The 24584-nt window shown below is 37.5% G+C and carries 25 protein-coding genes; 10 read left to right on the top strand and 15 right to left on the bottom strand.

Going from position 1 to position 24584, the window contains the following annotated elements; all coding sequences use genetic code 11:
- The first annotated feature begins 1 nt into the window (after position 1).
- From rpiB to trpB, 4 genes are read left to right on the top strand one after another with little or no spacing between them, the layout of a single operon-like run.
- Positions 2 to 433 carry a ribose 5-phosphate isomerase B gene (rpiB, locus tag LCX93_RS05910; RefSeq protein ID WP_193151795.1) on the top strand — a complete coding sequence of 144 codons (432 nt, stop codon included), beginning with the start codon at positions 2 to 4 and terminating at the stop codon, positions 431 to 433.
- A gap of 22 nt (positions 434 to 455) precedes the next feature.
- Entirely contained in the window at positions 456 to 788 is a 333-nt protein-coding gene (locus LCX93_RS05905; RefSeq protein WP_151900383.1) for a hypothetical protein, read from the top strand.
- A gap of 8 nt (positions 789 to 796) precedes the next feature.
- Positions 797 to 1348, top strand: a complete 552-nt coding sequence (locus LCX93_RS05900) for an adenine phosphoribosyltransferase (RefSeq protein ID WP_502988717.1) — start codon at positions 797 to 799, stop codon at positions 1346 to 1348.
- Positions 1349 to 1350: 2 nt separating this feature from the next.
- On the top strand, positions 1351 to 2550 hold the full coding sequence (gene trpB, locus LCX93_RS05895; RefSeq protein WP_193151907.1) for a tryptophan synthase subunit beta: 1200 nt from the start codon (positions 1351 to 1353) through the stop codon (positions 2548 to 2550).
- Between the two features lie 6 nt (positions 2551 to 2556).
- Here trpB and LCX93_RS05890 read toward each other — a convergent pair whose 3' ends face one another.
- Positions 2557 to 3459, bottom strand: coding sequence for a diguanylate cyclase domain-containing protein (locus tag LCX93_RS05890; RefSeq protein ID WP_226069324.1), 903 nt, complete (start codon positions 3457 to 3459; stop codon positions 2557 to 2559).
- Positions 3460 to 3550: 91 nt separating this feature from the next.
- Between LCX93_RS05890 and LCX93_RS05885 the strand changes: the two genes are divergently transcribed.
- The 3 genes from LCX93_RS05885 to metE all read left to right on the top strand — a co-directional run bounded on the left by LCX93_RS05885 (position 3551) and on the right by metE (position 7547).
- Entirely contained in the window at positions 3551 to 4957 is a 1407-nt protein-coding gene (locus LCX93_RS05885; RefSeq protein ID WP_226069323.1) for a leucyl aminopeptidase, read from the top strand.
- A gap of 42 nt (positions 4958 to 4999) precedes the next feature.
- A complete protein-coding gene (locus LCX93_RS05880; RefSeq protein ID WP_226069322.1) occupies positions 5000 to 5197 on the top strand; it encodes a hypothetical protein in 198 nt (65 codons plus the stop codon).
- A gap of 70 nt (positions 5198 to 5267) precedes the next feature.
- Positions 5268 to 7547 (top strand): 5-methyltetrahydropteroyltriglutamate--homocysteine S-methyltransferase, encoded by a 2280-nt coding sequence (gene metE / locus LCX93_RS05875; protein WP_226069321.1) that lies wholly within the window; start codon positions 5268 to 5270, stop codon positions 7545 to 7547.
- Positions 7548 to 7560: 13 nt separating this feature from the next.
- On the opposite strand, the gene LCX93_RS05870 is transcribed toward metE, so the two are convergent.
- Positions 7561 to 7884, bottom strand: coding sequence for an MTH1187 family thiamine-binding protein (locus LCX93_RS05870; RefSeq protein ID WP_193151791.1), 324 nt, complete (start codon positions 7882 to 7884; stop codon positions 7561 to 7563).
- Positions 7885 to 7972: 88 nt separating this feature from the next.
- Between LCX93_RS05870 and ychF the strand changes: the two genes are divergently transcribed.
- Entirely contained in the window at positions 7973 to 9073 is a 1101-nt protein-coding gene (ychF, locus tag LCX93_RS05865) for a redox-regulated ATPase YchF (protein ID WP_193151790.1), read from the top strand.
- 220 nt (positions 9074 to 9293) lie between these two features.
- On the opposite strand, the gene LCX93_RS05860 is transcribed toward ychF, so the two are convergent.
- The 13 genes from LCX93_RS05860 to LCX93_RS05800 form a co-directional block, all read right to left on the bottom strand.
- Positions 9294 to 10547, bottom strand: a complete 1254-nt coding sequence (locus tag LCX93_RS05860; protein ID WP_226069320.1) for a hypothetical protein — start codon at positions 10545 to 10547, stop codon at positions 9294 to 9296.
- A gap of 79 nt (positions 10548 to 10626) precedes the next feature.
- Positions 10627 to 10929 (bottom strand): hypothetical protein, encoded by a 303-nt coding sequence (locus tag LCX93_RS05855; RefSeq protein ID WP_226069319.1) that lies wholly within the window; start codon positions 10927 to 10929, stop codon positions 10627 to 10629.
- The gene (locus LCX93_RS05850) at positions 10929 to 11327 is read right to left on the bottom strand and encodes a chaperone NapD (RefSeq protein ID WP_226069318.1); all 399 of its coding nucleotides are present in this window, start codon (positions 11325 to 11327) and stop codon (positions 10929 to 10931) included. Before LCX93_RS05850 ends, LCX93_RS05855 begins: the two co-directional genes overlap by 1 nt.
- A 142-nt stretch (positions 11328 to 11469) precedes the next feature.
- Positions 11470 to 11913, bottom strand: coding sequence for a PAS domain-containing protein (locus tag LCX93_RS05845; RefSeq protein WP_226069414.1), 444 nt, complete (start codon positions 11911 to 11913; stop codon positions 11470 to 11472).
- Positions 11914 to 11926: 13 nt separating this feature from the next.
- A complete protein-coding gene (locus tag LCX93_RS05840) occupies positions 11927 to 12880 on the bottom strand; it encodes a WD40 repeat domain-containing protein (protein WP_226069317.1) in 954 nt (317 codons plus the stop codon).
- The gene (locus LCX93_RS05835) at positions 12877 to 13377 is read right to left on the bottom strand and encodes a ferredoxin-type protein NapF (RefSeq protein WP_226069316.1); all 501 of its coding nucleotides are present in this window, start codon (positions 13375 to 13377) and stop codon (positions 12877 to 12879) included. Before LCX93_RS05835 ends, LCX93_RS05840 begins: the two co-directional genes overlap by 4 nt.
- Before the next feature lie 4 nt (positions 13378 to 13381).
- Positions 13382 to 14053: a nitrate reductase cytochrome c-type subunit gene (locus tag LCX93_RS05830; RefSeq protein WP_226069315.1), complete on the bottom strand. Its 672-nt coding sequence runs from the start codon at positions 14051 to 14053 to the stop codon at positions 13382 to 13384.
- A gap of 1 nt (position 14054) precedes the next feature.
- Positions 14055 to 14885 (bottom strand): quinol dehydrogenase ferredoxin subunit NapH, encoded by an 831-nt coding sequence (gene napH / locus LCX93_RS05825; protein ID WP_226069314.1) that lies wholly within the window; start codon positions 14883 to 14885, stop codon positions 14055 to 14057.
- Entirely contained in the window at positions 14878 to 15675 is a 798-nt protein-coding gene (napG, locus tag LCX93_RS05820; RefSeq protein ID WP_226069313.1) for a ferredoxin-type protein NapG, read from the bottom strand. Before napG ends, napH begins: the two co-directional genes overlap by 8 nt.
- 17 nt (positions 15676 to 15692) lie before the next feature.
- Positions 15693 to 18542 carry a nitrate reductase catalytic subunit NapA gene (napA, locus tag LCX93_RS05815; RefSeq protein ID WP_226069312.1) on the bottom strand — a complete coding sequence of 950 codons (2850 nt, stop codon included), beginning with the start codon at positions 18540 to 18542 and terminating at the stop codon, positions 15693 to 15695.
- Between the two features lie 177 nt (positions 18543 to 18719).
- The gene (locus LCX93_RS05810) at positions 18720 to 19547 is read right to left on the bottom strand and encodes a phosphatidylserine decarboxylase (protein ID WP_226069311.1); all 828 of its coding nucleotides are present in this window, start codon (positions 19545 to 19547) and stop codon (positions 18720 to 18722) included.
- On the bottom strand, positions 19540 to 20616 hold the full coding sequence (truD, locus tag LCX93_RS05805) for a tRNA pseudouridine(13) synthase TruD (RefSeq protein ID WP_226069310.1): 1077 nt from the start codon (positions 20614 to 20616) through the stop codon (positions 19540 to 19542). Before truD ends, LCX93_RS05810 begins: the two co-directional genes overlap by 8 nt.
- A 13-nt stretch (positions 20617 to 20629) precedes the next feature.
- Positions 20630 to 21448 (bottom strand): thiamine-phosphate kinase, encoded by an 819-nt coding sequence (locus LCX93_RS05800; RefSeq protein WP_226069309.1) that lies wholly within the window; start codon positions 21446 to 21448, stop codon positions 20630 to 20632.
- Between the two features lie 82 nt (positions 21449 to 21530).
- Between LCX93_RS05800 and LCX93_RS05795 the strand changes: the two genes are divergently transcribed.
- The gene (locus LCX93_RS05795) at positions 21531 to 22742 is read left to right on the top strand and encodes a GGDEF domain-containing protein (RefSeq protein ID WP_226069308.1); all 1212 of its coding nucleotides are present in this window, start codon (positions 21531 to 21533) and stop codon (positions 22740 to 22742) included.
- A gap of 125 nt (positions 22743 to 22867) precedes the next feature.
- Positions 22868 to 24580: a succinate dehydrogenase flavoprotein subunit gene (gene sdhA / locus LCX93_RS05790; protein ID WP_226069302.1), complete on the top strand. Its 1713-nt coding sequence runs from the start codon at positions 22868 to 22870 to the stop codon at positions 24578 to 24580.
- Positions 24581 to 24584: the final 4 nt, after the last annotated feature.

The raw sequence follows: 24584 nt of genomic DNA, 5'->3' as shown, positions 1-24584 counted from the left end.
GATGAAATTTTATATAGGTACCGATCATGCAGGTTTAGAACTGAAGAACTGGACAGTAGAGCTTTTACAATCAAAAGGGCATGAAGTACATGACTTCGGTCCATACACAACAGACAGAGTTGATTATCCTGATTATGCACATAAAGTTGCAACTGCAGTTCTGGAAGATGAAAACTCCCAAGGTATTTTAATCTGCGGGAGCGGAATCGGTATGAGTATGGCAGCCAATAGACACCACGGTATTCGTGCTGCACTGTGCCATGATGCCTATACCGCAACTGTGGCACGCGGACACAATGATGCAAATATCTTATGCTTTGGAGAGAGAATTGTCGGAAAAGGTGTTGCCGAATCCATCATTGATGCATGGATAGCAGGAAGCTTTGAAGGTGGCCGTCACATTGCCAGAGTCGCAAAAATAGAAACACTCTAACAAATACATTCAAGGAAAAGCTATGTTTGGAGAATGGTCACTTTTAACAATACTCTCTATTGTCTCTATATATTTATTTGTAAAAATGTTTTATTTCAAAAGCATTACAAATAAAGAACAAAGAAGCAATGACTTAATGAAATTAACGCTTCAGGAGGCAGAAATTTTAATTCGAAAGTACCAGATTCAACTCCAGCGTGCTCTTGGAAATGTCGATATATTAAGCGAAGAACTGACAAAACTCAGAAATGAATTAAAGGTTTTAAAACAAAGAAATGCAAAACACAGACAGGAAGTAGACAGGCTCAATGCAAAGATTAAAGCACTGGAAAGCCGTATTGACGCACTTTTATAAGGATGAAAATGATAACACTAAGTAAAACTGAAAAAAAAATCTTGGAAGACTCAATCAGAGATATACAAGATTTTCCAAAACCGGGTATTGTCTTCAAAGATATCACTACTTTACTCAACAACAAAGAGGCATATGGTGTTTTGATGAATCATCTTTACCAAAGATATAAAGAGTATAATCTTGAATATATTGCCGGTATTGATGCCAGAGGTTTTATATTCGGAGCGGCTTTGGCACAAATGCTCGGGATTGGATTTGTACCTATTCGCAAAAAAGGGAAACTTCCCTACACAACCATCAGCGAAAAGTACGCACTTGAATACGGAGTAGATGAAATCGAAGTTCATATAGATGCTTTTGGCAAACAAATCGGTGCAAGAGTCCTCGTAATAGATGATTTAATAGCTACAGGCGGTACAGCAAATGCGGCTGCCACACTTGTCAACCAGACAGGTGCTACATGTATCGAATGCTGTTTTATTATAGGCCTTACCTTCCTTGACGGTATAAAAAAACTACAAGAAAAAACTGATGTATATTCAGTGATAGAGGTTAACTAATGATGTATATTCCCAGCCCTTCAAAATATGATCCTGACGAAAACGGACATTTTGGAATTTTCGGTGGTCGCTATGTTCCTGAAACGCTTATGCCTGCACTTCTGCAACTCAAAGTTGAATATGAAGCTATTCGCTTTGATGAAGAGTTCTGGAAAGAGGTCGACTACTATCTAAAAGATTATGTCGGCCGTCCGAGTCCTCTTTTTTATGCCGAAAATATTTCCAAAGAAATCGGTGCAAAGGTTTACCTCAAACGTGAAGACTTAAATCATACCGGTGCGCATAAAGTAAACAATGTTATTGCACAGGGTTTGATGGCAAAACGCTTAGGTTATAAAAAAGTCATTGCAGAGACCGGTGCGGGACAGCATGGTGTGGCAACAGCAACCATCGCAGCACTGCTTGATTTGGAGTGTGAAATATTTATGGGTGCAAAAGATGTAGAGCGTCAGGAACTGAATGTTTTTCGCATGAAACTTCTTGGTGCAAAGGTCAATGCTGTTGAGAGTGGCAGCAGAACACTTAAAGATGCAATGAATGATGCCATCCGTCACTGGGTCACCAATGCAAGAGATACCTTTTACATCATAGGAACAGTTGCCGGTCCACACCCCTACCCTATGATGGTACGCGACTTTCAGGCAATTATCGGCTGGGAGGCAAGAGCGCAAATTTTACAAAAAGAGAACAGACTGCCGGATTATGTGCTTGCCTGTATAGGCGGAGGCAGCAATGCTATCGGTATGTTTCAACACTTTTTAGATGATAAAGAGGTGCAATGTATCGGTATTGAAGCCGGTGGACTTGGCTTAGATACGAACAAACACGGCTGTTCTTTGGAAAAAGGGCGTCCCGGTATTTTGCATGGTCAGATGAGCTATCTGCTCCAGGATGAAGACGGACAGGTTCTTGAAGCGCATTCTATAAGTGCAGGACTAGATTATCCAGGAATCGGACCCGAACATGCTTTTCACAAAGACAACAAATCAGTTATTTATGACAATATAACCGATCAGGAGGCTTTGGATGCTTTTGTATGGCTTTCGCAAAAAGAGGGAATCATTCCGGCATTTGAAAGTTCCCATGCAGTCGCTTATTTAAAAAAGATGCCTGACATAAAAGACAAACTCATCATCGTCAACCTCTCAGGCCGCGGTGACAAAGACATGATTCAGGCAAAAGATATTTTGCATTTTGATTAAATGAAACTAGGCAATAAAGATTTTTCCATATCTTTGTTGTTTTGCTTCATAAAGAGCATATTTAGCTCTTTCTATCACATTTTTCATCTCATCATTTTCCATAAAGCCAGTAATTCCAAATGCAATTTCAAGATTTGATTTTTCAATTGATTCTGCTCGAGAAAGCGCTGCGCTAATTTTTTTAATAAATACTTCGGATGATTTTTCACTGGTATTTGTCAATATAAGAATAAAATCTGAACCTTCCCATCTTGCCAATACATCTGATTTGCGAATCAAATTTTTTAATTCTTTTGCAAAAAGCGATATAAGTTTTTCACCATGATGCAAGCTAAACATACCAATTATTTTATTAATGTTAACAAGAGAAAAATAAACTATTGTTGTATCTGTTTTGTAGCGGTTATAATAGTCTATTTGATATTTTAAAATGGCTTGCATCTGCATTTTTGATGTTAATTTTGAAAGTTGATCAACCGTTGCAAGATTGGCAAGTTTATCCATTCTTAATCTATATTCCTGAAGTTTTGTAAACACTTCACAATGATAGGACACTCTGTCAATTATTTCCAAAGAAGCAAAAGGTTTTTTTATATAATCACATCCACAGGCTTTGAAACATTTATCAAGTTTCTCTTTGCTGTATAGCTCTGCACTGTCTATAAAAACAGTCGGAATTTTCACGGAACTGTCAAAACTACTTTCAAAAATTGTTTGAGTTAAGTCCAGATAATTAATACTTGTGTTTACCAAAATAAGATTATATTCATCTATATTTTTTTTCACAATATCAAATTCATTTAAATTCAGCACTGCCTTACATGTAAACTCATGTTTCTTTAATAATGAGTTCAAAACATCAAAATTATGCTGATTCACTTCTAGTATTAAAATTTGTTTTTTTATCATATGTGTATACTATCATAAAATTAATATTTTATTCTTTATTGGCTAATATTTTGCTATGATATAGAAAAATAAATTTACAAAATGGAACACTATGAATATAAAATTAATTACTGAAAAAGCATATAATGCAAAAAACAATGTGAGTGTAGAATTTGTCATGCCTCAGAATCTGGGCACACACAGAGACTATAAACTGCTTAACAAGTCAGGTTTCAAAGCCAAACAAGATACTCTGTGTTCTTTGTATGAAAAGAACACACTTGTGTGCGGCATTGAAGATAGCAGTGCTGACAATATTCGCAGTGCGGCAGGCACAGCAATAAAATCTTTAAAAACATCAAACTATAAATCTGCGAGTTTTACAGTAGAAAAAAACAATATCAAAGCTCTCGTGGAAGGTTTAATCCTTGGCGGATATGAATTTAACAAATATAAAACAAAAAATGAGAAGCAGAAGTTTAAAAACATCTACCTTACATGTAAAGATGTAGCCGAATTAAAAGATGCTTTTGAAGAAGCTGTCATTATAGCTGATGCAACATGCTATACACGTGACATAGTAAATATTGCTCCAGATGATTTAAATCCGCCCTCTTTTGCAAAACTGGCGAAAAAACTCGCACGCGAAAACTCACTTAAATGCACTGTATTAGGACATCAAGAACTCAAAAAAGAAAAATGTGAGGCTATGCTCGCAGTCGGGCGTGCTTCATGTCACGATACAAAACTCATTCATTTGGCATACAAATCGAAAAACCCTAAAAAAATCATCTCTCTGGTAGGTAAAGGTTTGACATATGACAGTGGTGGACTGAGCCTAAAGCCTGCCACTTCAATGGTAACAATGAAAATGGACAAAGCCGGAGCCTGTGCAGTGCTGGGTATCATTAAGGCAGTCAGTGAATTAAAACTCGATATTGAAGTACACGCTTTTGTCGGTGCCGTTGAAAACATGATAGGCGGAAATGCCTACAAACCTGATGATGTTTTAACTTCTCGCAAAGGCGATACGATAGAAGTAAGAAATACCGACGCAGAAGGTCGTTTAGTTCTTGCAGATGTGCTTGATTATGCACAGGAAAAAGTAAAAGCGGACTATTTGTTTGATTTTGCAACACTTACGGGTGCCTGTATGGTAGCACTTGGACAATATACAACCGGCGTTATGGGACATTCCAACAGACTCAGACATGACATTTCCAAAGCTTCGAGCAGAGCCGGAGAATTGACAGCTTCCCTGCCGTTTAACAAGTATTTGAAAAAACAGCTCAAAAGTGAAATAGCCGATATCTGTAATATTTCAAACAAGCCTTATGGTGGGGCGATTACAGCAGGACTCTTTTTAGACAACTTCATCAAAGAAGAAAACAAAGACAAATGGCTGCATTTTGACATAGCCGGAAGCGCTTATACTGAAAGTCCCTGGGATGTCAATGTATATGGCGGAACCGGTGCAGGTGTCCGTTTTATGAGTGAGTTTCTAAAAAGTATCAAATAATTATGCTATAATTGCACAATAATTTAAAAAAAGGGAGAGAAAATGTCATTAAAAGAACTGTTTCTTGCAACTGCATTAGCATTGTTTAACAGCTCAAAACCGTGTCATTGTCATCTCTTCTTTACCATTAAATCAAAATTGATGGTTTTACTCAACCACTATATTCCGAGGTGCCCGTTTTATACGGTATGTTTTGCATTTCGCCGCAGTGGTATCCACCCTCCTTTTTCAATATCCTAAACAGTTAATCAAAAAAAATTATAAAAATAAAATTTTTAGTCAGAAATGACTCAAATCAAAGGATATTGTAATGTCAAAAAATACATATGTAGTAGGATTTCCAAGAATTGGAGAACAAAGAGAACTGAAATTTGCCCTTGAGAACTATTGGGCAAAAAAAAGCAGCTTTAGTGAAGTTGAAAAAGTAGCAAAAACATTGAAGCAAAGACACTGGGAGTATCAAAAAGATGCAGGTATAGAATATATCAGCACAAATGATTTTTCTTTTTATGACAACATGCTTGATATGGCAGTCACACTAAATGCTGTGCCAAAGCGCTTTACACATCTGCAGGGGGAAGAACGCTATTTTGCAATGGCAAGAGGCAACAAAGATGCCGTAGCGATGGAGATGACAAAATGGTTTAATACAAACTATCACTACATCGTTCCTGAATTATCACTTGAAGATGAGTACAAATTAAATGCCGATAAAATCATATCAGAATATAAAGAGGCAAAAGAACAGGGGCTTACATGTAAGATTAACATCATAGGACCATTGACATTTTTAGGGCTTTGTAAAAGAGTGGACGGTGGTGATACTTATGAACTCTATTCTAAAGTTTTGGCTGTATATGAAGATCTTCTTCAGGAAATAGCCAAACTTGATGAGAGTGTTACTTTACAAATTGATGAACCTATATTTGTAAAAGACCTTGAGACAACAGTGCTGAGCCTTATAAAACCGACCTATGACAAACTTGCCAATGTTTCTAAAAATATAAAAATTGCAGTTGTAACATATTTTGAACACTCATGTGAAGCAACAAAAATTCTTTTGCATACTCCGGTATGGGCTCTTGGACTTGATTTTTTATATGGTCAAGAAAACTTTGACTCACTCGAACTCATTGCCAAGTCCGACAAGACACTTATAGCAGGTGTGGTTGACGGAAGAAACATTTGGAAAAACGATATTGAAAAGAGTATTAATATTCTCAACAATATTGCTTTACATATAAACAAAAATAATATCTTGGTTTCTTCTTCATGCTCTTTGTTACATGTACCTTTTAGCTTAAAATATGAAGAAAAAATGGATCCTGAGATAAAAAACTGGCTCAGCTATGGCGTTGAAAAGTTAGATGAAATTGCGCTTATCAGTAAAATCTTTTTTCATTCAAAAGAGGCTTTACATGTAAATGATCTCGAACGCTTAGAAGCAAACAAAAAAGCAAATATTTCAAGAAAAACTTCAAAACTTATTCATGATGAAGAGGTACAGGCAAGAGTTGCCGGCATCAGTCAGTATGAACGTGAGGGAAAATATGAACAAAGGATACAACTGCAAAAAGCAAAGTTGCAATACCTGCCACTGGCAACAACAACTATCGGTTCATTTCCGCAAACACCAGAGATAAGACATGCCAGACGAGAATATAAAAATGGTAACTTGGATGAAAAAAGCTATAAAAATGAGATGAAAAAATACATAGATGACTGTGTAGCTTTTCAAGAAGAGTGTGGACTTGAAATTTTAGTCCATGGGGAACCAGAGCGCAATGATATGGTTGAATACTTCGGAGAACAGCTTCAGGGTTATGGCTTTTCCAAAAACGGCTGGGTACAGAGTTATGGCAGCCGATGTGTAAAGCCGCCTTTCATTTACGGTGACATTTCTCGTCCAAAACCAATGACAGTAGACTGGATCACCTATGCGCAAAGCAAAACAAACAAAATCATGAAAGGCATGCTCACAGGTCCTGTTACGATTTTAAACTGGTCATTTGTGCGTGATGATATGGAGCGTAGTGAAGTCAGCAAGCAAATTGCACTTGGAATTTGTGATGAAGTAGATGATTTGCAAAAAGCCGGCATCAAAATCATCCAAGTTGATGAAGCAGCATTTAAAGAGGGCTATCCTTTGCGAAAAGCAAAAGTGCAAGAGTATGAAGATTGGGCAGTCAGAGATTTTAAACTTTCAGTAAGTTGTGCAAAACAAGAGACACAGATTCATACACATATGTGCTACAGTGAATTTAATGACATTATTGCGACTATTGAAGCTATGGATGCGGATGTTATCTCGATAGAAACGGCGAGAAGCGGAAATGAATTGTTGAAAATTTTTGCAAAAGTCGGCTATAAACAAGAAGTGGGGCCAGGTGTTTATGATATTCATTCACCGAGAATTCCATCTGTAGAAGAGATTGTCACACAGATTCATTCACTCTTGGAGGTACTTCCAAAAGAGCAGTTATGGATAAATCCTGACTGTGGACTTAAAACACGTAAATGGGAAGAAGTAAAACCAAGTTTAAAAAATATGGTTGAAGCTGTAAAAATTGTCAGAGAGACATTAGGCTAAAGTTGGAAGTCCATTATTTTTGGACTTCTCTCTTGAGTTGTGTTTCTATGGACTTAATCTTTGAAGTCAGTCTGTTTTTCGTGTTTTTACGTATATCAAATTTCAATGAAGAATAGACTCTGTCACAACCGCTTACCTGCTCATACGCAAGTTCAATAATGTCTAAAGCCTCACGCATTGTATTTGTTTCTACAACTGTTCCCATCGGGGTGAGTTGGTATGCTACGCCGCTTTTATCTATAGCATCTACTATCTTAGCCACTTGTTTAGATACGGAACTGCCATCTCGACAGTTATCAGATGTCGGAAACATTGAAAATTCTAAAAGTACACTCATTTTAATCCTTTAATTTTTGCCTATTGTACCACTCTTAATTTTAAATTTACTTAGATATAATTTCAAAAAATATTTCTAAAGGGTTATCATGGGATTAGCAATAGGCTTAGTCGGACTTCCAAACGTCGGTAAATCAACAACTTTTAATGCATTAACAAAGGCACAAAACGCGGAGGCAGCCAACTACCCATTTTGTACCATAGAGCCAAACAAGGCTGTTGTGCCTGTTCCGGACAAGAGACTGCATGAACTTGCAAAAATAGTCAACCCTGAGAGAATTCAATATTCTACTATTGATTTTGTTGACATCGCAGGTCTTGTAAAAGGTGCAAGCAAAGGCGAAGGTCTTGGAAACAAATTTCTTTCAAACATACGTGAGACAGAAGTGATTTTACAGATTGTCAGATGTTTTGAAGATGAAAATATTGTTCACAATGAAGGGAGCATTGATCCTTTGCGTGACGTAGAAATCATCGAAGGTGAATTGATTTTGGCTGATATTGAAGTGCTTGCAAATCGAATCGAGAGACTTAAAAAACAGGCAAAAGCTGATAAAAGTGCAAAAACTGTTTTAGAAATGGCTCAAGAACTTTTGGAGTTTTTAGGCGAAGGAAATTTAGCACGCAACTTTGAAAAAGCAGACTCTGATGAGTATCGCCAACTCAATCGTGAAGTGCGTTTTTTAACCGACAAAGAGATTATGTATGGTGCAAATACGGATGAAGACGGTCTTTTGGAAGACAATGAATATGTAAAAGCATTACGCGAGCATGCAGAAAAAAACAATTGTGAGCTTATCAAACTTTGTGCAAAAGTCGAAGAAGAACTTATCGGGCTTGAAGATGATGAAGCGCAGGAGTTTTTAACAGATTTAGGTGTTGAAGAATCCGGACTTGAACAGATTATACACAAAGGTTTTGATAAACTCGGTCTTATGAGCTACTTCACTGCCGGTGTAAAAGAGGTGCGTTCTTGGACGATTCGTAAAAACTCAACTGCCCCAAAAGCAGCAGCAGCCATTCATAACGATTTTGAAAAAGGTTTTATTCGTGCTGAAGTTATCGCTTATGAAGATTTTATAGCCTGTGGCGGTGAAGCAAAAGCAAAAGAAGCCGGAAAAATGAGATTAGAAGGTAAAGAGTATATTGTCCAAGACGGTGATATTATGCACTTTCGATTTAATGTGTGATGCAAATAATATATTAGCTTTTAAGAAAATCAGCCTAGACTAAAGTCTAGGTTCCGAAAAATCTACTCAACTTTTTCAGAACCCGTACTTTAGTGCGGGCTTTATGTCTTAAAAGACTAAAACCCTGTTCTAAGCTTGGAGTCAATATGAAATTTGTAGAAACTCTTGTCTTAGAAAAGTAAAGTGTTTGCACTTTACCTCTCTTTATGAAATTTACTTTTTATTTTGTAGCAAATTTATAGTCTAAACCAACCCATATTTTTTGAATATCGTTTGTGTATCCGGCAACTGTCCCTTTTGAATAATCAGCATATTTTAAAAGACCTGTTAAATTATTTACACCAGGAATTTTATTTGTATATACTGCATCAAACTCAGAACCTAAGTCATCGAGCCCACCCATCGTTTTATCAGCAGTGAATGTATGATAGACAGCAAGTAATTTTCCAAGACCTTTTGCAGTATATCCCAAACGTACATTAAAATCTTTTAAACCGCCAAGTGGTCCACTGTTTCCAACATAAAAGACATCCGCCCAACCATTAAATTTATGATTTGTTCCCAACATAGGGTTAAAGTTTGTTTTTCCGTCTGTTCCTGTACTACCACTTAAGAACTCATAATTAACACCGGCTAAAATACCGTTTACATTTGCACCTAAGTCTAAGTTATAGTAAGAAGCATCTGCTTTACCGTTACTGTTATGGATTTCCATAGTAGAATCTTTCTGCAAAGCATATTCAGCACGGTAGCTTAATTTTGCCATATCAGTTTTTACTTTTCCTGTCAATGCTATACCATAGGTATCGTGTGCTCCTGCAATCATATAATCATAGGCAGTCACTTTTAATTCCGGCATTACTTTATATGCAGCATGCACGAGTACACTGTTCGTATCAGCAGTCGGTCCGGCGATTACACCCTGAAAACCATAAACCCACGCAACTAATACTGAAAGATTTTTTATAGAGTTGTTTGCAACAAAAACCGTATCATAAGAACGTTCAAACTGTCTCCAGCCGACTGTACCGATAAATCTTTGGTTGTCAAGATTTATTTGACTGCGTCCTGCATGTACTGTTGTTTTATCAACACTGTAATTGATTTCAGCATTTGAAATCATCGCCTGTTGAGGATCCACAACCTTTGAATATAGCTTTGTTCCATCATTATATGCTGTTCCGTTCCAGTTATACTCATGTGAGCCTAAATTATTTACAGAAATCATACCAATACTTGCAGAAAGTCCATCTACACCAAGGAGATTTGCTGTTGCTGTTAATTTTGTTCTTACAGTATATGCACTTGCATTTGCTGTTGTTGCTTTTCCGTCATCAACACTCTCAAAACGAGGACGAATTTGACCTTTTAGTTTAATATTGTCTAAAATATTAATCCCGTCTGCACTTGCACTTACACTCAACCCACCGATTACTAATGGCAATGCTGCCATTGAAAGTAGTAATTTTTTCATTTCTCTTCCTTTTTTAAATTCACATAAATTATAACTTATATAACTTATGTAATTCTTGATATAAATCAAGTTTTTAGTTTTACTCTTTGTTTTTCTGAGCAACAGGTGTAATCGGCTCCCCTCTCTCTTCTTCTATCTTTGCACGGTGTTCTGCCATAAGAACTCTGATTTCATCCATAACAAAAGGAGGCACATTGTCATCTTTTTGCCACTTCACTTCATCAATATATCCGCCATAATCATCACCGAGTTTTTCAATATTTTTTTCAAACTCATCTATATCAAAACAAATTTCACTTCGACCGTCTGCTTCATCTTTGAGTTCTATAAACCATTTTCCGGCATCATCCAATTTGATAGTAGCTGTAAAAATAACTGCCATTATTCAACTCCGTCAGGATTACTCAGGCTTTTTGCAAACTCTTGCAACTGAGAATCTTTTTTCTTTAAATCTCCATGATACACGACTCTGTCAATCTCAATATTTTCATCTTTGAGCAGATTTGGCACAGCATCTGATTCGTTAATCACTTTTATATTTGCATCGAGTTCATCTTCTGAATATGCCATCTGCATATCAGCTGCAATCACATGAGGAATGGCTTCTATCACTTTGAGTTTTCCAAGCTCTTCACTGACATCCTCGCCTTCTATAGTGATAATTATACGACCTTTTTCATCATGTAAATGATAATCACAAACCTCACACTCTTTTAAACTCTGCACCACTTCATCTAAAAACTTTGGCACTGTCTGTACCACTATACTTGAAACATTCATTTTATCTTTTCCTTAATTTTATTTTATAAAATGAAGGAAACCTCCTTCATTCTTTTATTACGATGCCAGAAGTAATTCTGTCATCTACGCTAACGCTATGTTTCCTTCAGCAGGAAGCTCATTGCACTAGTGCAACTACAACTTAACTGTAAATTATTTTTCTTATTCTTTCGTTTTTTTCACTTCTCATTTTATCATATAATCTTTGATATTTTAGCTTTGTTGCATAAGAAACGGGACTTCTGAGTGATTTGTATTCAACCAACTCACCTTTTTTATAGACACCGGAAACAAGCGCTTCTACCCAGTAAAAACCTCTGTCTTTTCTGAGGTTCTTTACTATGCCTTTCCATTGTTTTCCGGCTTTTATGGTATTCCACAAATCTTCGAATGTTGCATCCGGCATATCAGGATGCCTCACAATACTGTGAGGTTTACCGATTATTTCATCTTGAGAATATCCGCTTATTTCACAAAATGTTTCATTCGCATAGGTAATTTGCCCTGATAAATCTGTTCTTGAAATGATTAATTCGTCTTGGGGAACTTCAGTCTCAACTAAAAATTCACTTTGTGTAAACTCCATCATCCACTACTCCTTATTTGATTTTGTAATACCCTACTCTAGGCGAACTGCTGTTTATGAAAAACTCTTTTTCGTTGATAAAATAGATACTGTTAACAATCATTTTATCAGCTTTGTATTTTCCCAAAACCTCTCTTGTCGTTGTATCAAAAAGTTCTACATCGTTGTTTATATCACTGCTGTATGCAGCTGTTTTTCCACTTGGGCTGAGTCCTACTCCATATACAAAAAAGTGTGACATCTTATAGTAGGCATCGCCGTTTTTCAGATTATAGACACCTACACGTCTGTCCTGTCCTCCTGTTAAAACAATATCACCTTTAAAGTCAATACTGAAAATATTGTCTACATTGTCTCCATGAAGTGTTTTCACACTCTTTCCATCTTTTGTGGAAATTAGATGAACATCTCCGCTCTCATCTGCAATAGCGACTAAAGTTTTGTCATTATTAAGTGCAAAATTGGAAAATTTGGACATAGAAGCCTGTGTTGTCCAGTTTTTCTTTTTTGATTTGATATTATAAGAGATAATGTCATTACTGATTAATGCAATCAATATATTCTCTTTGTCTATAAATTTTGCTTTGATAATGTTAAGTCTGTCATCTCCGGAAATGATTACATGTAAAGCTGAAGAGTTGTAAATATGAACTCTGCTGTACCCTCCGTTATCTTGAGAAAGTATCAACAAAGAATCATCAAGCAGATCAAGTGAAAATATTTTAGAATCTATTGCATCTCCCATAAAATCTTTAATTTTGTCTAACTTGATTGTCTGTATGTTTTTTTTGCTTTTTGTGTTAAAAATCTCTATTTTTCCGTCATCAGTGGCACAGTAGAGTTTCTGTTTCTTGTATAAAACATCTGTTACAAGTCCTGACGAAACCTTATAAATATACTCCGGCTGCACTAAACCTTTTGCATGTATGCCTGAAATGACCATTACTAGAAAAAAAAGATACTTCATTCATTTACCTTCTGAATATCAATAGCATCCGCCGGGCATCTGCTGATACAAAAACCGCAACTTGTGCATTTGCCATTTATTTCAGGCATAAACATTGCCTTAAAATCTATGGCATCTTCCAGACATGGGTCTTTACATGAAAAACACATAACACCCTGCCAACTCAAACATTTATCCTGATTGATCACAATATCAGCAAAAATTTTCCTTTTGTTTGCAACCAGAAGAACATCACTGGGACAGGCTGTTGCACACTCATCACAATATGTACAGCCTCTTTTGGAAAAATCCAGGTAAGGTGTTTTGTCTTCTCCTATAAAAATAATCTGCTCTTGACACAAAGTAGCGCACTGCGCTTCACAGTTTTGACACTCTGTAACAAAAGCATCAGCATCATTAAAATACGGTGGACGTATAATAACTGTTTCATTTTTATTTTTCTCTGCTGCCTCTTTTACAGAGGAAGAGAGAAAGCTAAAAAGCTCTCTTCTTTCCATTTATTTACTTTGCAGTATCAATATGTTGCATCCATTTGGATTGATCCCAAGATGATTTGGAAGCACCGTTTGGATCTGTATAAACAGGTTTGAACCTGTTTTGATCAACCAGCATATTTGTTGCTTGTGGCGCATGACACTGTGTACAGTTAAATCTTCCTGCATAAAGATGCTGTTCATCTTTATCCACTTTTATAGAGACATTTTCTTGTTTTTCAGAAGAAGTGTTCTTAACCACTTTTCCGTTTTTCAAAATTTCATCACCTTTTACAGCCGTATGCGGTCTAAAGTTTGTGAAATGTGAAACAGGAATCGGTGTTGCTCCCATTCCCATTGATTCTGCTGCATCTGGCATATGACACATTAAACACTGGTTATCACCTTTTGTAATCGGTAACATTCCCGTCGTATCGTGTGGAATCATCGGTGGAGCATCCTGATAGGCTCTCTTAAACTTCTTTGACGTTCCCGGTGCAGCTGAATGATACTGTACTGCAGGCGGAACTACATCTTCTTTTAAGAGATCTGTTGTCCCTCTGTATCCCAAATGACTTTCATCTATTATAGGTTTTACCTGTGTTTTTTCCTGAGGTTTCACCTGTGCATTGTTATTACATCCAACGAGTAATAAAGTTGCAGTTGCAAAACCGATCGTAATCTTTGTTAAAATTTTCATTTTACTCTCCCATTTTTTTATTTTGAATAAAATCTCTTATCGAGAATCTTAAAGCATCATCATCGCACACTTCTATACATCTTGCACAGTTTGTACACTCTCCTGAGAGTACAGGAAGTGATTCTTTGCCTATCATGTGAAGCACCTGTTTTTCAGGACAAACTACTTTACATTTCATACAGAGCGTACAGTTTTCCTCCAGATGATGCACTCTAATAAAACTAAACTTTCCTAACAGTGAATAAAATCCACCGAGTGGACATACATGACCACACCAACCGTTTTTCAATACCAGCAAATCAAAAAGAAAGATCATAGCAACAGCCGCCCAGCCAAAGCCCATGCCAAAGACGAGGCCTCTGTGCATCATTGAAATCGGAGACACAAACTCAAAAGCCGCTATACCCATAAAAGCAGAAACTATCAGGCTTAATCCCAAAATCCAGTATCTTGCATTTCTTTTAATTGGCTGCTTCATTTTTTGTGCTCTGTCAATATCGAACACTCTTCTTAAATAATCAGCACTGTCTGTGACCATATTTACAGGACATACCCAGGAGCAAAATGCTCTGCCGCCTATAAAAAAATAAAACAGTGTTACAACAGCAACACCTATAAGTAAATCAGTAGCAACCACAGCACCTGCTGCAATCATCTGCACAGTAGCATACGGATCACTCATCGGAATAATGCCAAAGAGCAAAGATGAACTGAGATTCCCTTCCAATATCTTCCATCCCCAGGCATTTGCACCAAAAAACAGAACCAGCATTCCGATTTGCACAAATCTCCTGAGTATAAGATATCTGTAGTTATTCCATAATCTACTCATCTAACAAACCTTCCAAACCGCTGTTAAGCTTGTCAACCGCTTTTCTTTTACTTACATTTGTTGTGGTGTGAATCGCATGAGCATCTTTTAGTCTTGACTCATCCTTTTTATCCCAGCCTTTGATGTAGTGACTTCCGGCTTTTCCCATTGCCACTTCACGAGGCAGTATAAAGATAGCCGGCTTTTCTGTCACACAGGCATGTTCACACATTCCACAGCCTGTGCAGGCATCTGCATGCACCACAGGTTTTAAAAATGCGTGTTTACCGGTTCTTTCATTTTTAGAATACTCTACAGTTATTGCTTGCCCCAGAATAGGACAGGCTCTGTAGCATGCATCACACTGAATACCCCAAAAAGCAATACAGCTGTTTTCATCAATAACAGCTAATCCCATATCTGCTGTATTAATATCAAGATGACCGTTTACGGTTACACTCGACTCATCCAGCGCACCGCTCGGACAAACAGGAACACAAGGAATATCTTCACACATATAGCAGGGTATATCCCTTGGTATAAAAAACGGTGTTCCTATCGGCCTGTGATCACCGGGTTTAGCCAGCATTAATGTATCATACGGACATGCTTCAACACAAAGCCCGCATTTGATACAGGTTTTGAGAAAATCTTCTTCTTCTATAGCCGCAGGCGGGCGCAGTATAAGCGGTGAAGCTTTCGCATCGTCAAGATACGCGCTCCATAAAAACCCGCCAATCGCAGCATAGCCGACACCTCTGGCCATATTTAAGATAAACTTTCTTCTGTCGCTGAGTGCTTCTTGTTTCATTGTAAATTCTTTATTGTCTAAGCTTTATAAATTTTTACAGCACATTTTTTAAAGTCTGTCTGTTTTGACATAGGACAGGTTTGATCCAATGTTACTTTATTGATAAACACACGCTCGTCAAACCATGGCACAAATACCAAAGGTTTCGGCGGTCTGTTACGTCCACGCGTCTCAACACGTGCTCTTACTCTGCCACGACGAGATTCAACCCAACATAAATCATTGTCTTTGAGTCCTCTTTCCTCGGCAGCTTTAGGGTTCATATAGACAAGCGCTTCAGGAACAGCACGGTACAACTCAGGCACACGCATCGTCATTGTTCCCGAGTGCCAGTGTTCAAGCACACGTCCTGTACACAACCATAAGTCATAATTTTCATCCGGCATTTCCGGTGGATCCATATACGGACGGGCAAAGATTTTTGCTTTGTCTGTCAACGGTTTTTTCTTTTTGTCTGTAACACCGGTTAAATTACCTGCCGGTAATGCTTTGGCAAGTGGTCCGTAAAATGCAAATTCACTGCCTCTGCCGTTTTCTTTCGCGTGTTTCGCTGCATACGGATCAAACTTCACATTAAATCTCCATGCAGTCTCTTTTCCATTGACAACCGGCCATTTCAATCCACGAACTTTATGATAGGTGACAAAGTCTGCCAAGTCATGCCCGTGACCACGACCAAATGATGCATACTCTTCCCAGAGATACTGATGAATCATAAAACCATAGCCTTTAAAGACTTTTCCGTCACTTCCGACAACATTTCTTGCATCACCAAGACATTCTGAATTGTCATACCCTTTTTGAGGGAACTGGTCTAAAGCCAATGGATAGTTTTTCTTCGCTCTCTCATTCGCATATAAAATTTCATACATTGTCGTATCTGGTTTATATCCCATTTTATATGCTTCTTCACGAACATCAGGAAGTTTTTTCCCGTTTCTCAATGTATAAGGTCCCCATAAGTCATCTACAGTAAATCTTTTTGAAAGCTCTACCCACTGCCAGGTATCACTCATTGCATCACCTACAGGAAGGACCTGCTGTCTCCAGTGTTGTGAACGACGTTCTGCATTTCCGTATGCACCCCATTTTTCATAAATCATCGCAGACGGTAAAATCAAATCAGAAACCATAGCAGAAATTCCCGGATAACCGTCAGATGTCACAATAAAGTTATCCATTTCACGAGCCGCTTTAATCCAGTGTTTTGCATTGGCAGAATCTTGATATGCATTACATACGTTGACCCATGCAAATTTTACAACACCGTCTTCAATATCTCTGTGGATCTTCATAATATGTTGATTTCCCACAGGATTCAGTGTTCCGGCAGGGATATGCCAGCCTTTTTCTGTAATAGCTCTGTGTTTTGGATTTTTCACCATCATATCAGCTGGCAGTCTGTGCGCAAATGTTCCAACTTCCCGTGCCGTACCACAAGCTGAAGGCTGACCGGTTAAAGAGAACGCTCCTGAACCCGGACGCGCCTGTTTGTTTAACATAAAGTGAACATTGTATGAAAGTGTATTATCCCATGTTCCACGTGTATGTTGATTCATACCCATTGTCCAGAAACTAACAACTTTTCTGTCTTTTTCAATGTAAAGCGCTGCCAGATCCTGCAACTTTTTCTTAAAGCTGTCAAGTGATTCTTCAGGATCACCCTTACAAAGTTTTGCCGTATATTCCAGTGTATATGGTTCTAAAGATTTTTTATACTCTTCAAAAGAAATTTCCCAGTGTTTTAAAGTACCGGCAGTGTTTTTCATAGTATCACCGGCTTTGTAACCATATGGCTCCAATGCAGGACCTTCGAGTTCTGAGACAACCTTACTCATCTCTTTGTTGTATATTTCCATCTCTTTTGCATCATATTTTCCGGCACTGCCGTCAGGTCTTACCGGAGTAACAGATTTTTCACCTGCACGTCTGAAACCGTATCCGATATTTACAGGACCCGCTGCGAAAATAATGTTTTTCTTGATGAAATCCCAGTCAATGGCTTCTGGATGATTGTACACAATCTCACGAGCAAGATAGTTCCATAATGCAAGGTCGGTATTTGGTCTAAAGATAATGTTAAAGTCACCCAAATCGCAGGTACGGTGTGTATATGTCTGAATATTGACAACTTTTACACGTTCAGGATCTGAAAGTTTTCTGTCTGTTACACGAGACCACAAAATCGGGTGCATCTCCGCCATGTTTGAACCCCAGGTTACAATGGTGTCTGTCAGTTCGATATCATCATAACAGCCGGACGGCTCATCTATACCGAATGTCTGGTAAAATCCGACAACCGCAGATGCCATACAGTGACGGGCATTCGGGTCAATCGCATTGGATCGGAATCCGCCTTTCATCATCTTTTGTGCAGCGTATCCTTCCATAATCGTATATTGACCCGAAGCAAATACAGCGACTCCTTCAGGCCCTTTTTCTTTGAGTGCTTTTCTGATGTTTTTTTCCATCTCATCATACGCTCGTTTCCATGAAACCGGTGCAAACTTTCCTTTTTTGTCAAATTCGCCTTTGTCATTTACACGAAGAAGCGGCTGTGTCAGTCTGTCCGCACCATACATAATTTTCGCATTAAAGTAACCTTTAATACAGTTAAGACCACGATTAACCGGTGCCGCAGGATCCCCTTTTACCGCAACAATTTTTCTGTCTTTACCATCTCCCGTAGTTGCAAGCATAATCCCGCAACCGGTACCACAGAAACGACAAGCTGCCTTGTCCCATCTCCAATTATTTTCAGCTTTCGCTGCTGCTGCATTCAGTTCTGCTGGTACAGTCATACCAATAGCTGCTGCTGCAGAAGCTGCCGCTGAACTTTTAAGAAATTCTCTTCTTGAAAGTGACATATTTTCTCCTCACTATTTTTAAAAGTAGTTAAAACACTTTGCAATGTTCTCAACATATTTACTAACATTTTTATAATAGCATTGTAAGAAATATAAATGATTGATTTAAATCAAGAATTTAAGAAAAGCAAAAGATACAGACATGTGTGAGTATATTTGTAACAGAAATAAAAAATATTATTTAGAGTTGTATTTCGCTATTGTATCTCCAAACTTTACTTTGTCATTTTCTTTGACTAAAAGTTCCAGCATATCTTCTTGGGCCAGTATCACAATGGTAGAACCCATTTCAAAACAGCCAAAATCTTCACCTTTGTCAAGATAAAGGTTTTCAAACAGATATACCTGCTCCTCTTCTGCATCTGCATTTGTCTGTATACGCGGCTCAAAGCTGACTTTCATAACACCGACATTCAATGCACTCACAAGGATAATGTAAAAATATTTTCCTTCTTGTGTTTTACACAGCAGCACAACTCTCTCATTTTCTATAAAAAGATTCAAACGTTTTTTCAGCGAAGGGATATTGACAGGATAAAATTTTCCAGGAATGTGTACAGCCTTAAGCACCTGCAGATTCATCGGAATATGATACCGATGGTAGTCTTTTGGAGAAAGATAAAAATTTACAAATTCTCCGTTATGCACATAATCTTTTTCTGCCTGTGTAAAATTTTTTCCAAGCAAATTATCAGTTTTGTAGCGCATTCCTTTGATTTGTAAAGCATAATCTTCGATTAATCTTCCACACTCTGTAATAAGAGAATCACAAGGAGCAATAAAATCCTCAGCATCAAGAGAAAATTTTCTCGGTTCTTTTAATTTTCTGGTAAAAAGCGCATTCAAACTCTTGTATGTACCAGGGTCATGGAATTCACTCATATCGAGTCCCATCAGTTTTACATAAGAATAGTTTACAATTTTTTGAAACCAGTGCGGAAACTCTTTATTTGCAAATTTACCGAACAGTTGTGATACGGCTGATGTGATATGTCTCTTATTCATTTATTTTCCTTTTTGCAATTTCTTCTATTAAAACTGTGGCATACGAACCTTTAGGGAGTGTGAAGTTCATTTCATACTGTGCTTCTTGTTTGTTGAAACGCCCTTCTATCTCTGTTGGAAAGACCCAGGCATAGCGTCTTGCCCCGTCAGCGTTGATTTCATCATCATAGTCTTTTTCAATCTCTCCTGCAATTTCTGTGGCATGGCGTACTTTTTTCCCGCATAAAAGTCCTGTAACAGAGATGTCGCGTGCATTAAATCTTTCTAAATCTTCTTTGGCGCCTTCAAAGTCAAAAAGTCTTCCGTTCGGATAGTGTTCCATGACATCACCACTGATAAGTTTAAAAGGATGCTTCTGCTCTTTCATCTTTTTAACTTCTTCGTTTGGCATATTTAACAGACTCTCAATCTCTTGCGCCTTAAAACTGTTCACAAGCGTATTGATCTCAAGTCTTCTTGAGAGCCAAAGATTAAACAGATGACTCTGATAGGCATTTATCAAAAGGCGTTTGACTCTCGGATTACGCTCTCTTGCCTCTCCTTTTGCCAACTTTTCTCCTAAAATATGGTTATCTCCGTCATTTCCGAATCTTTGATACCCGAAAAAATTCGGCATACCGAATTTTTCTATATTTTTTAATGCTTCATCAATTTTTTCAGCACTTGTAGGATTGACCTTTTTCAGTTTTATATAAAAACGATTGCCTTTTAGATGCCCTATTCTCAACTTGTTGTTATGATAGGTTTTTGAAAGTATTTTTATTCCGTCAAAATTAAAATTTTCTAAAGCCTCTTCGTGCTTTTTATGCAAAGAGATATACTGCACTGTCATGGCATTTTTATCTTTAAGCCCCGCATAGCCTATTTCTTTGTTTTTTATACCCAGATAACGGGCAATTTGTCCTATCATTTCGTTTGTAGAGAGGTTCTTCTTTCTTACCTGCAGTATTAAATGCTCCCCTTCTCCCGAAAATTCATATAAAGGTATCTCCTCAACTACAAAATCACGGGGAGTCTGTTTAAAGTGAAAATCAATACTTGCATGCGCAAGTGAATAAAATCTGTCCATATTTTTCTGTTCCTTAAAAATGATGTGCTTTACATCTGTTTATATATTTGTTTCTGACAGCTTTTGCAAAAACTGTCAGTTTTGTTCTGGTTTGTCTGGCATACATTTTGACTTTTTTGAGATCTCTGGCATCAAAAGCAATCAGCATTTCATACTCTTCCCCGCTACATGTAATATGCTTAGGTATTTTTTTTATAAACTGCACGCCTGTTTTGTTCAGTGATGCCATTTTACCCAAATCACTGCATAAACCATCCGATATATCCATACCCGCTTTTAAAACATTTATACTTTTGGTGACAAAACCATTTCTTAACCTGATATGAACAAATTTTGATTTTTTGTGGATTTTTCCCAGATTTTGCAGTTTTTTCAAATCATTTGCCGAACGCCCAAGCTCCCCGGTAAACGCAAAAAGATAATTTTCTCTGACTCTGGTGCGCAAGAGTGGTTTTTTTGTTTTGGAAATAATAGTTACAGTGATATCAAGCTTTGTATTGCTGATTGTATCACCGCCGATAATTTCTATATTGTACTGTTTTGCGACTGATTTAAATCCCTCAGCCAAATCTTTCATTTCTGCTTTTGTCATATTTTTTGGCATTGCAACACTTAAAAGTGCATATTTCGGCACAGCATTCATTGCAACCGCATCAGAAATATTTACCAGCATTGCTTTTTGGGCGATTTGGAAACAACTCATCCATCTGCGTTTAAAATGCACGTTTTCAAAAAATGCATCTTTGGAATAGACAACATTGTCAATCAATGCACCGTCATCGCCAATATGTTTACTGTTAAATTGTGATATAAAATAATTTTCTAAATTCAATAAGACTTCTTTTTATTAAGCATATATTAATTACTGCCGATATAATATAGGGCAATTATAACATTATTAGGAAAAACATACTATGAAATATTCTATTAAAAGAATCTTTGAACATTTGAAGTTTTATCTGCTTTTTATCTTTTTTTTGGCATCTTTGGCTGTTTTACTTACATTTGAAGAACAACTCTCCTTTGATAAAGTCAATAATTTGAACAATCAAAAAAAGATTATTCAAACACTCACACGCTTGGATACGGACGATATAGAACTGGCACTTATACAGTTTAACGGAAAAAGCACACAACTGCATCAAGAGATCGACAAACTGAAAATGCTTTATAAATACAACATTACAGACAGATATATACTTAGAAATGAAAAAGAGTATTTTGATGACTTGCAAAAACTTTCTGTGCTAACCGACAAGTTTAACAATGCGGCACATACATATTATGTTGGATCAAAAAATAAAAAATCTACAAAAGAAGCAAAAGCAGAATTAGACAAATCACTGAATGAAATAATACAGCAGATAGATACTATGCTGTTTAAAAGTCTGACCTATAATCAGCAAAAATTTGATATTGTAAAAATTCTGGTAATTATCACTTTTTTTCTTATTTTATTTGCAACATTTTGGTACAGAAAAATGCTGACAGCCATTTTACAGGATATTGAGTACCTGTTTCAGGTTGATAAAACTAAAAGCGATTATGAAATTTTTTCACTCGAGGCTGACGCTATTGCACTGAGGATGAACAGAAAAACTGTTGTTCAGAACAATCCTACCATGCTTGATCCGGTAACAGAAATAAATAATTACAAAGGTCTTGTAAACTCTTACGGAGCGAAAAAAGGACTCAAAGACAGCAACTTTACAGCGGTGAGTATTCTTGAGGTGGATAATTTTTCAAAATCCAACAGGGCTTTTACCCAGGAAATCACACAGGCAATACTGCGTAAAGTCGCCTACACTATTTCTTTGCATGAACAACCCATAGATGTCATCGCGAGAACGGACTATAACCAGTTTACAGTCGTTCTTTCACGCTCATCAAAAGAACAGCTTTTCAAAGATATGGAAATAATACGAGAGAGTATTTCTGAGCTCAAATTTAATGCACCCGGTCACGGTCCTATACATATAACTGTTACAGGAGGATTTGTTATCAAGCCAAACAACACTTCACTTGAAGAGGCAATAAAGCAGGCAAAAGAAATTTTAGAATATGCAAAAACAACAGGAAACAATAGAATTTTCCAACTAAGAGACTTAGCCCAAAGAGACATGTAGAGAGTCACATGTCTCAAATAGTAACAAACACAAACTTCACAAAAACAAATACTGCATTTAACCTAGCCTAAGACTATTCACGCTATAATCAGCATTATTTTAGTTCTTTATTAAAGGATGGGTTAATGAGTATTCCTATTTATACTTACGATGCGATTATAGTTGGTGCAGGCCTTGCAGGATGTGCAGCAGCAAGAGAATTGCAAAATGCAGGAAAAAAAGTTGCTGTTATAACAAAGGTACATCCTTTGAGAAGTCACTCCGGTGCAGCTCAAGGTGGAATCAACGCAGCATTTAGTGATGAAGACAGTGTTGAACTTCATGAATTTGACACGGTAAAAGGATCTGACTATCTAGCAGATCAGGACGCAGTGGAATTTATGTGTAAAAATGCACCTGAAACAATCAGATGGGCAGAAAGAATGGGTGCTGCTTTTAGCAGAAAACCTGACGGAAAGATTGCACAGCGTCCTTTTGGAGGACAATCATCACCTCGTGCCTGTTTTGCAAAAGACAGAACAGGGTTGACACTTTTACAAACAGTATATGAACAGGCATATCGTGTCGGTGTAAAATTTTGGGATGAATGGTATGCAGCTGACATCATTTATAAAGACGGCAAAGTGTCAGGAGTCGTTGCGTTTCACATTCGTGATATGCAAATGGCTATTTTTAATGCAAAAACTGTCATGTTCGCAACAGGTGGCTATGCCCGTGCATATAAAATCAACTCAAATGCCCATGCAAATACAGGTGACGGACTCTCAATTGTAGCCCGTCACGGTCTTCCTCTTGAAGATATGGAATTTGTTCAGTTTCACCCATCAGGACTTTCTGGAAACGGTGTTTTAATTTCTGAAGCAGCTCGTGGTGAGGGTGGTCGTCTTTATAACTCCAAAGGCGAACGATTTATGGAAAAATATGCTCCAAACGCTCTTGAACTTGCATCACGTGATGTTGTTGCGCGCGCAATTTTAAATGAGATCAGAGAAGGTCGTGGTGTCGGACCGAGAAAAGATGCTGTATACCTTGACGTAACACATCTTGGAAAAGAACTTATTATGAACAAACTTCCTGAACTCCGTGAGCTTGCGATGACATTTTTAGGCCTCGATATGATAAAAGAGCCTATTTTGATTTCTGCTACAGCACACTACTCTATGGGTGGTATTCCTGTAGACATTGACGGACATGCCCGTAAAAACAATGAAGAGTTTATAGAAGGTTTTTATGCCGCAGGTGAGTGTTCTTGTGTATCTGTACACGGTGCAAACCGCCTGGGTGCAAATTCTGTGCTTGAAGCCCTCCTCTTTGGTCGTTTCGTCGGTAAAACAATGGTAAGAGATGTAGATACTATTGAACTTCGCAAAGCAAGTGAAGAGGATGCGGCGACAGCACTCAAAGAAATTGAATTTTTACTCAATAACAACGGAAACGAAAGCGTACCTGCCTTAAGAGAAGAGCTGCAACAGTGTATGACTGCAAATGCAGGTGCATTTAGAAGCAAAGAGACCTTGCAAATCGCAATTGACACCGTAAAAGAACTTCGTAAAAGATTTAAAAATGTACGTATAAAAGACAAATCAAAAGTATTTAACACAGAACTGCAGGAAGCTTTGGAGTTCGGGCATATGCTTGATTACTCTTTGTTTATTGTAGAGAGTGCTATTGCCAGAGAAGAGAGTCGTGGTGCACACTACAGAGAAGATTTTGAAAAACGTGATGATGAAAACTTTCTAAAACACACTATGGCATATATGGATGAGAATGGAAACATTACATTAGACTATATGGATGTTGTTCTTGGCAAACATGAACTCAAAGAAAGAAATTACTAAGGAT

The organism is Sulfurimonas sp. SWIR-19, assembly GCF_020410885.1.
In the GTDB taxonomy this organism is placed as follows: domain Bacteria; phylum Campylobacterota; class Campylobacteria; order Campylobacterales; family Sulfurimonadaceae; genus Sulfurimonas; species Sulfurimonas sediminis.
The sequence above is the reverse complement of the archived record's forward strand: the minus strand, read 5'-3'. Positions and strand labels throughout refer to the sequence as shown.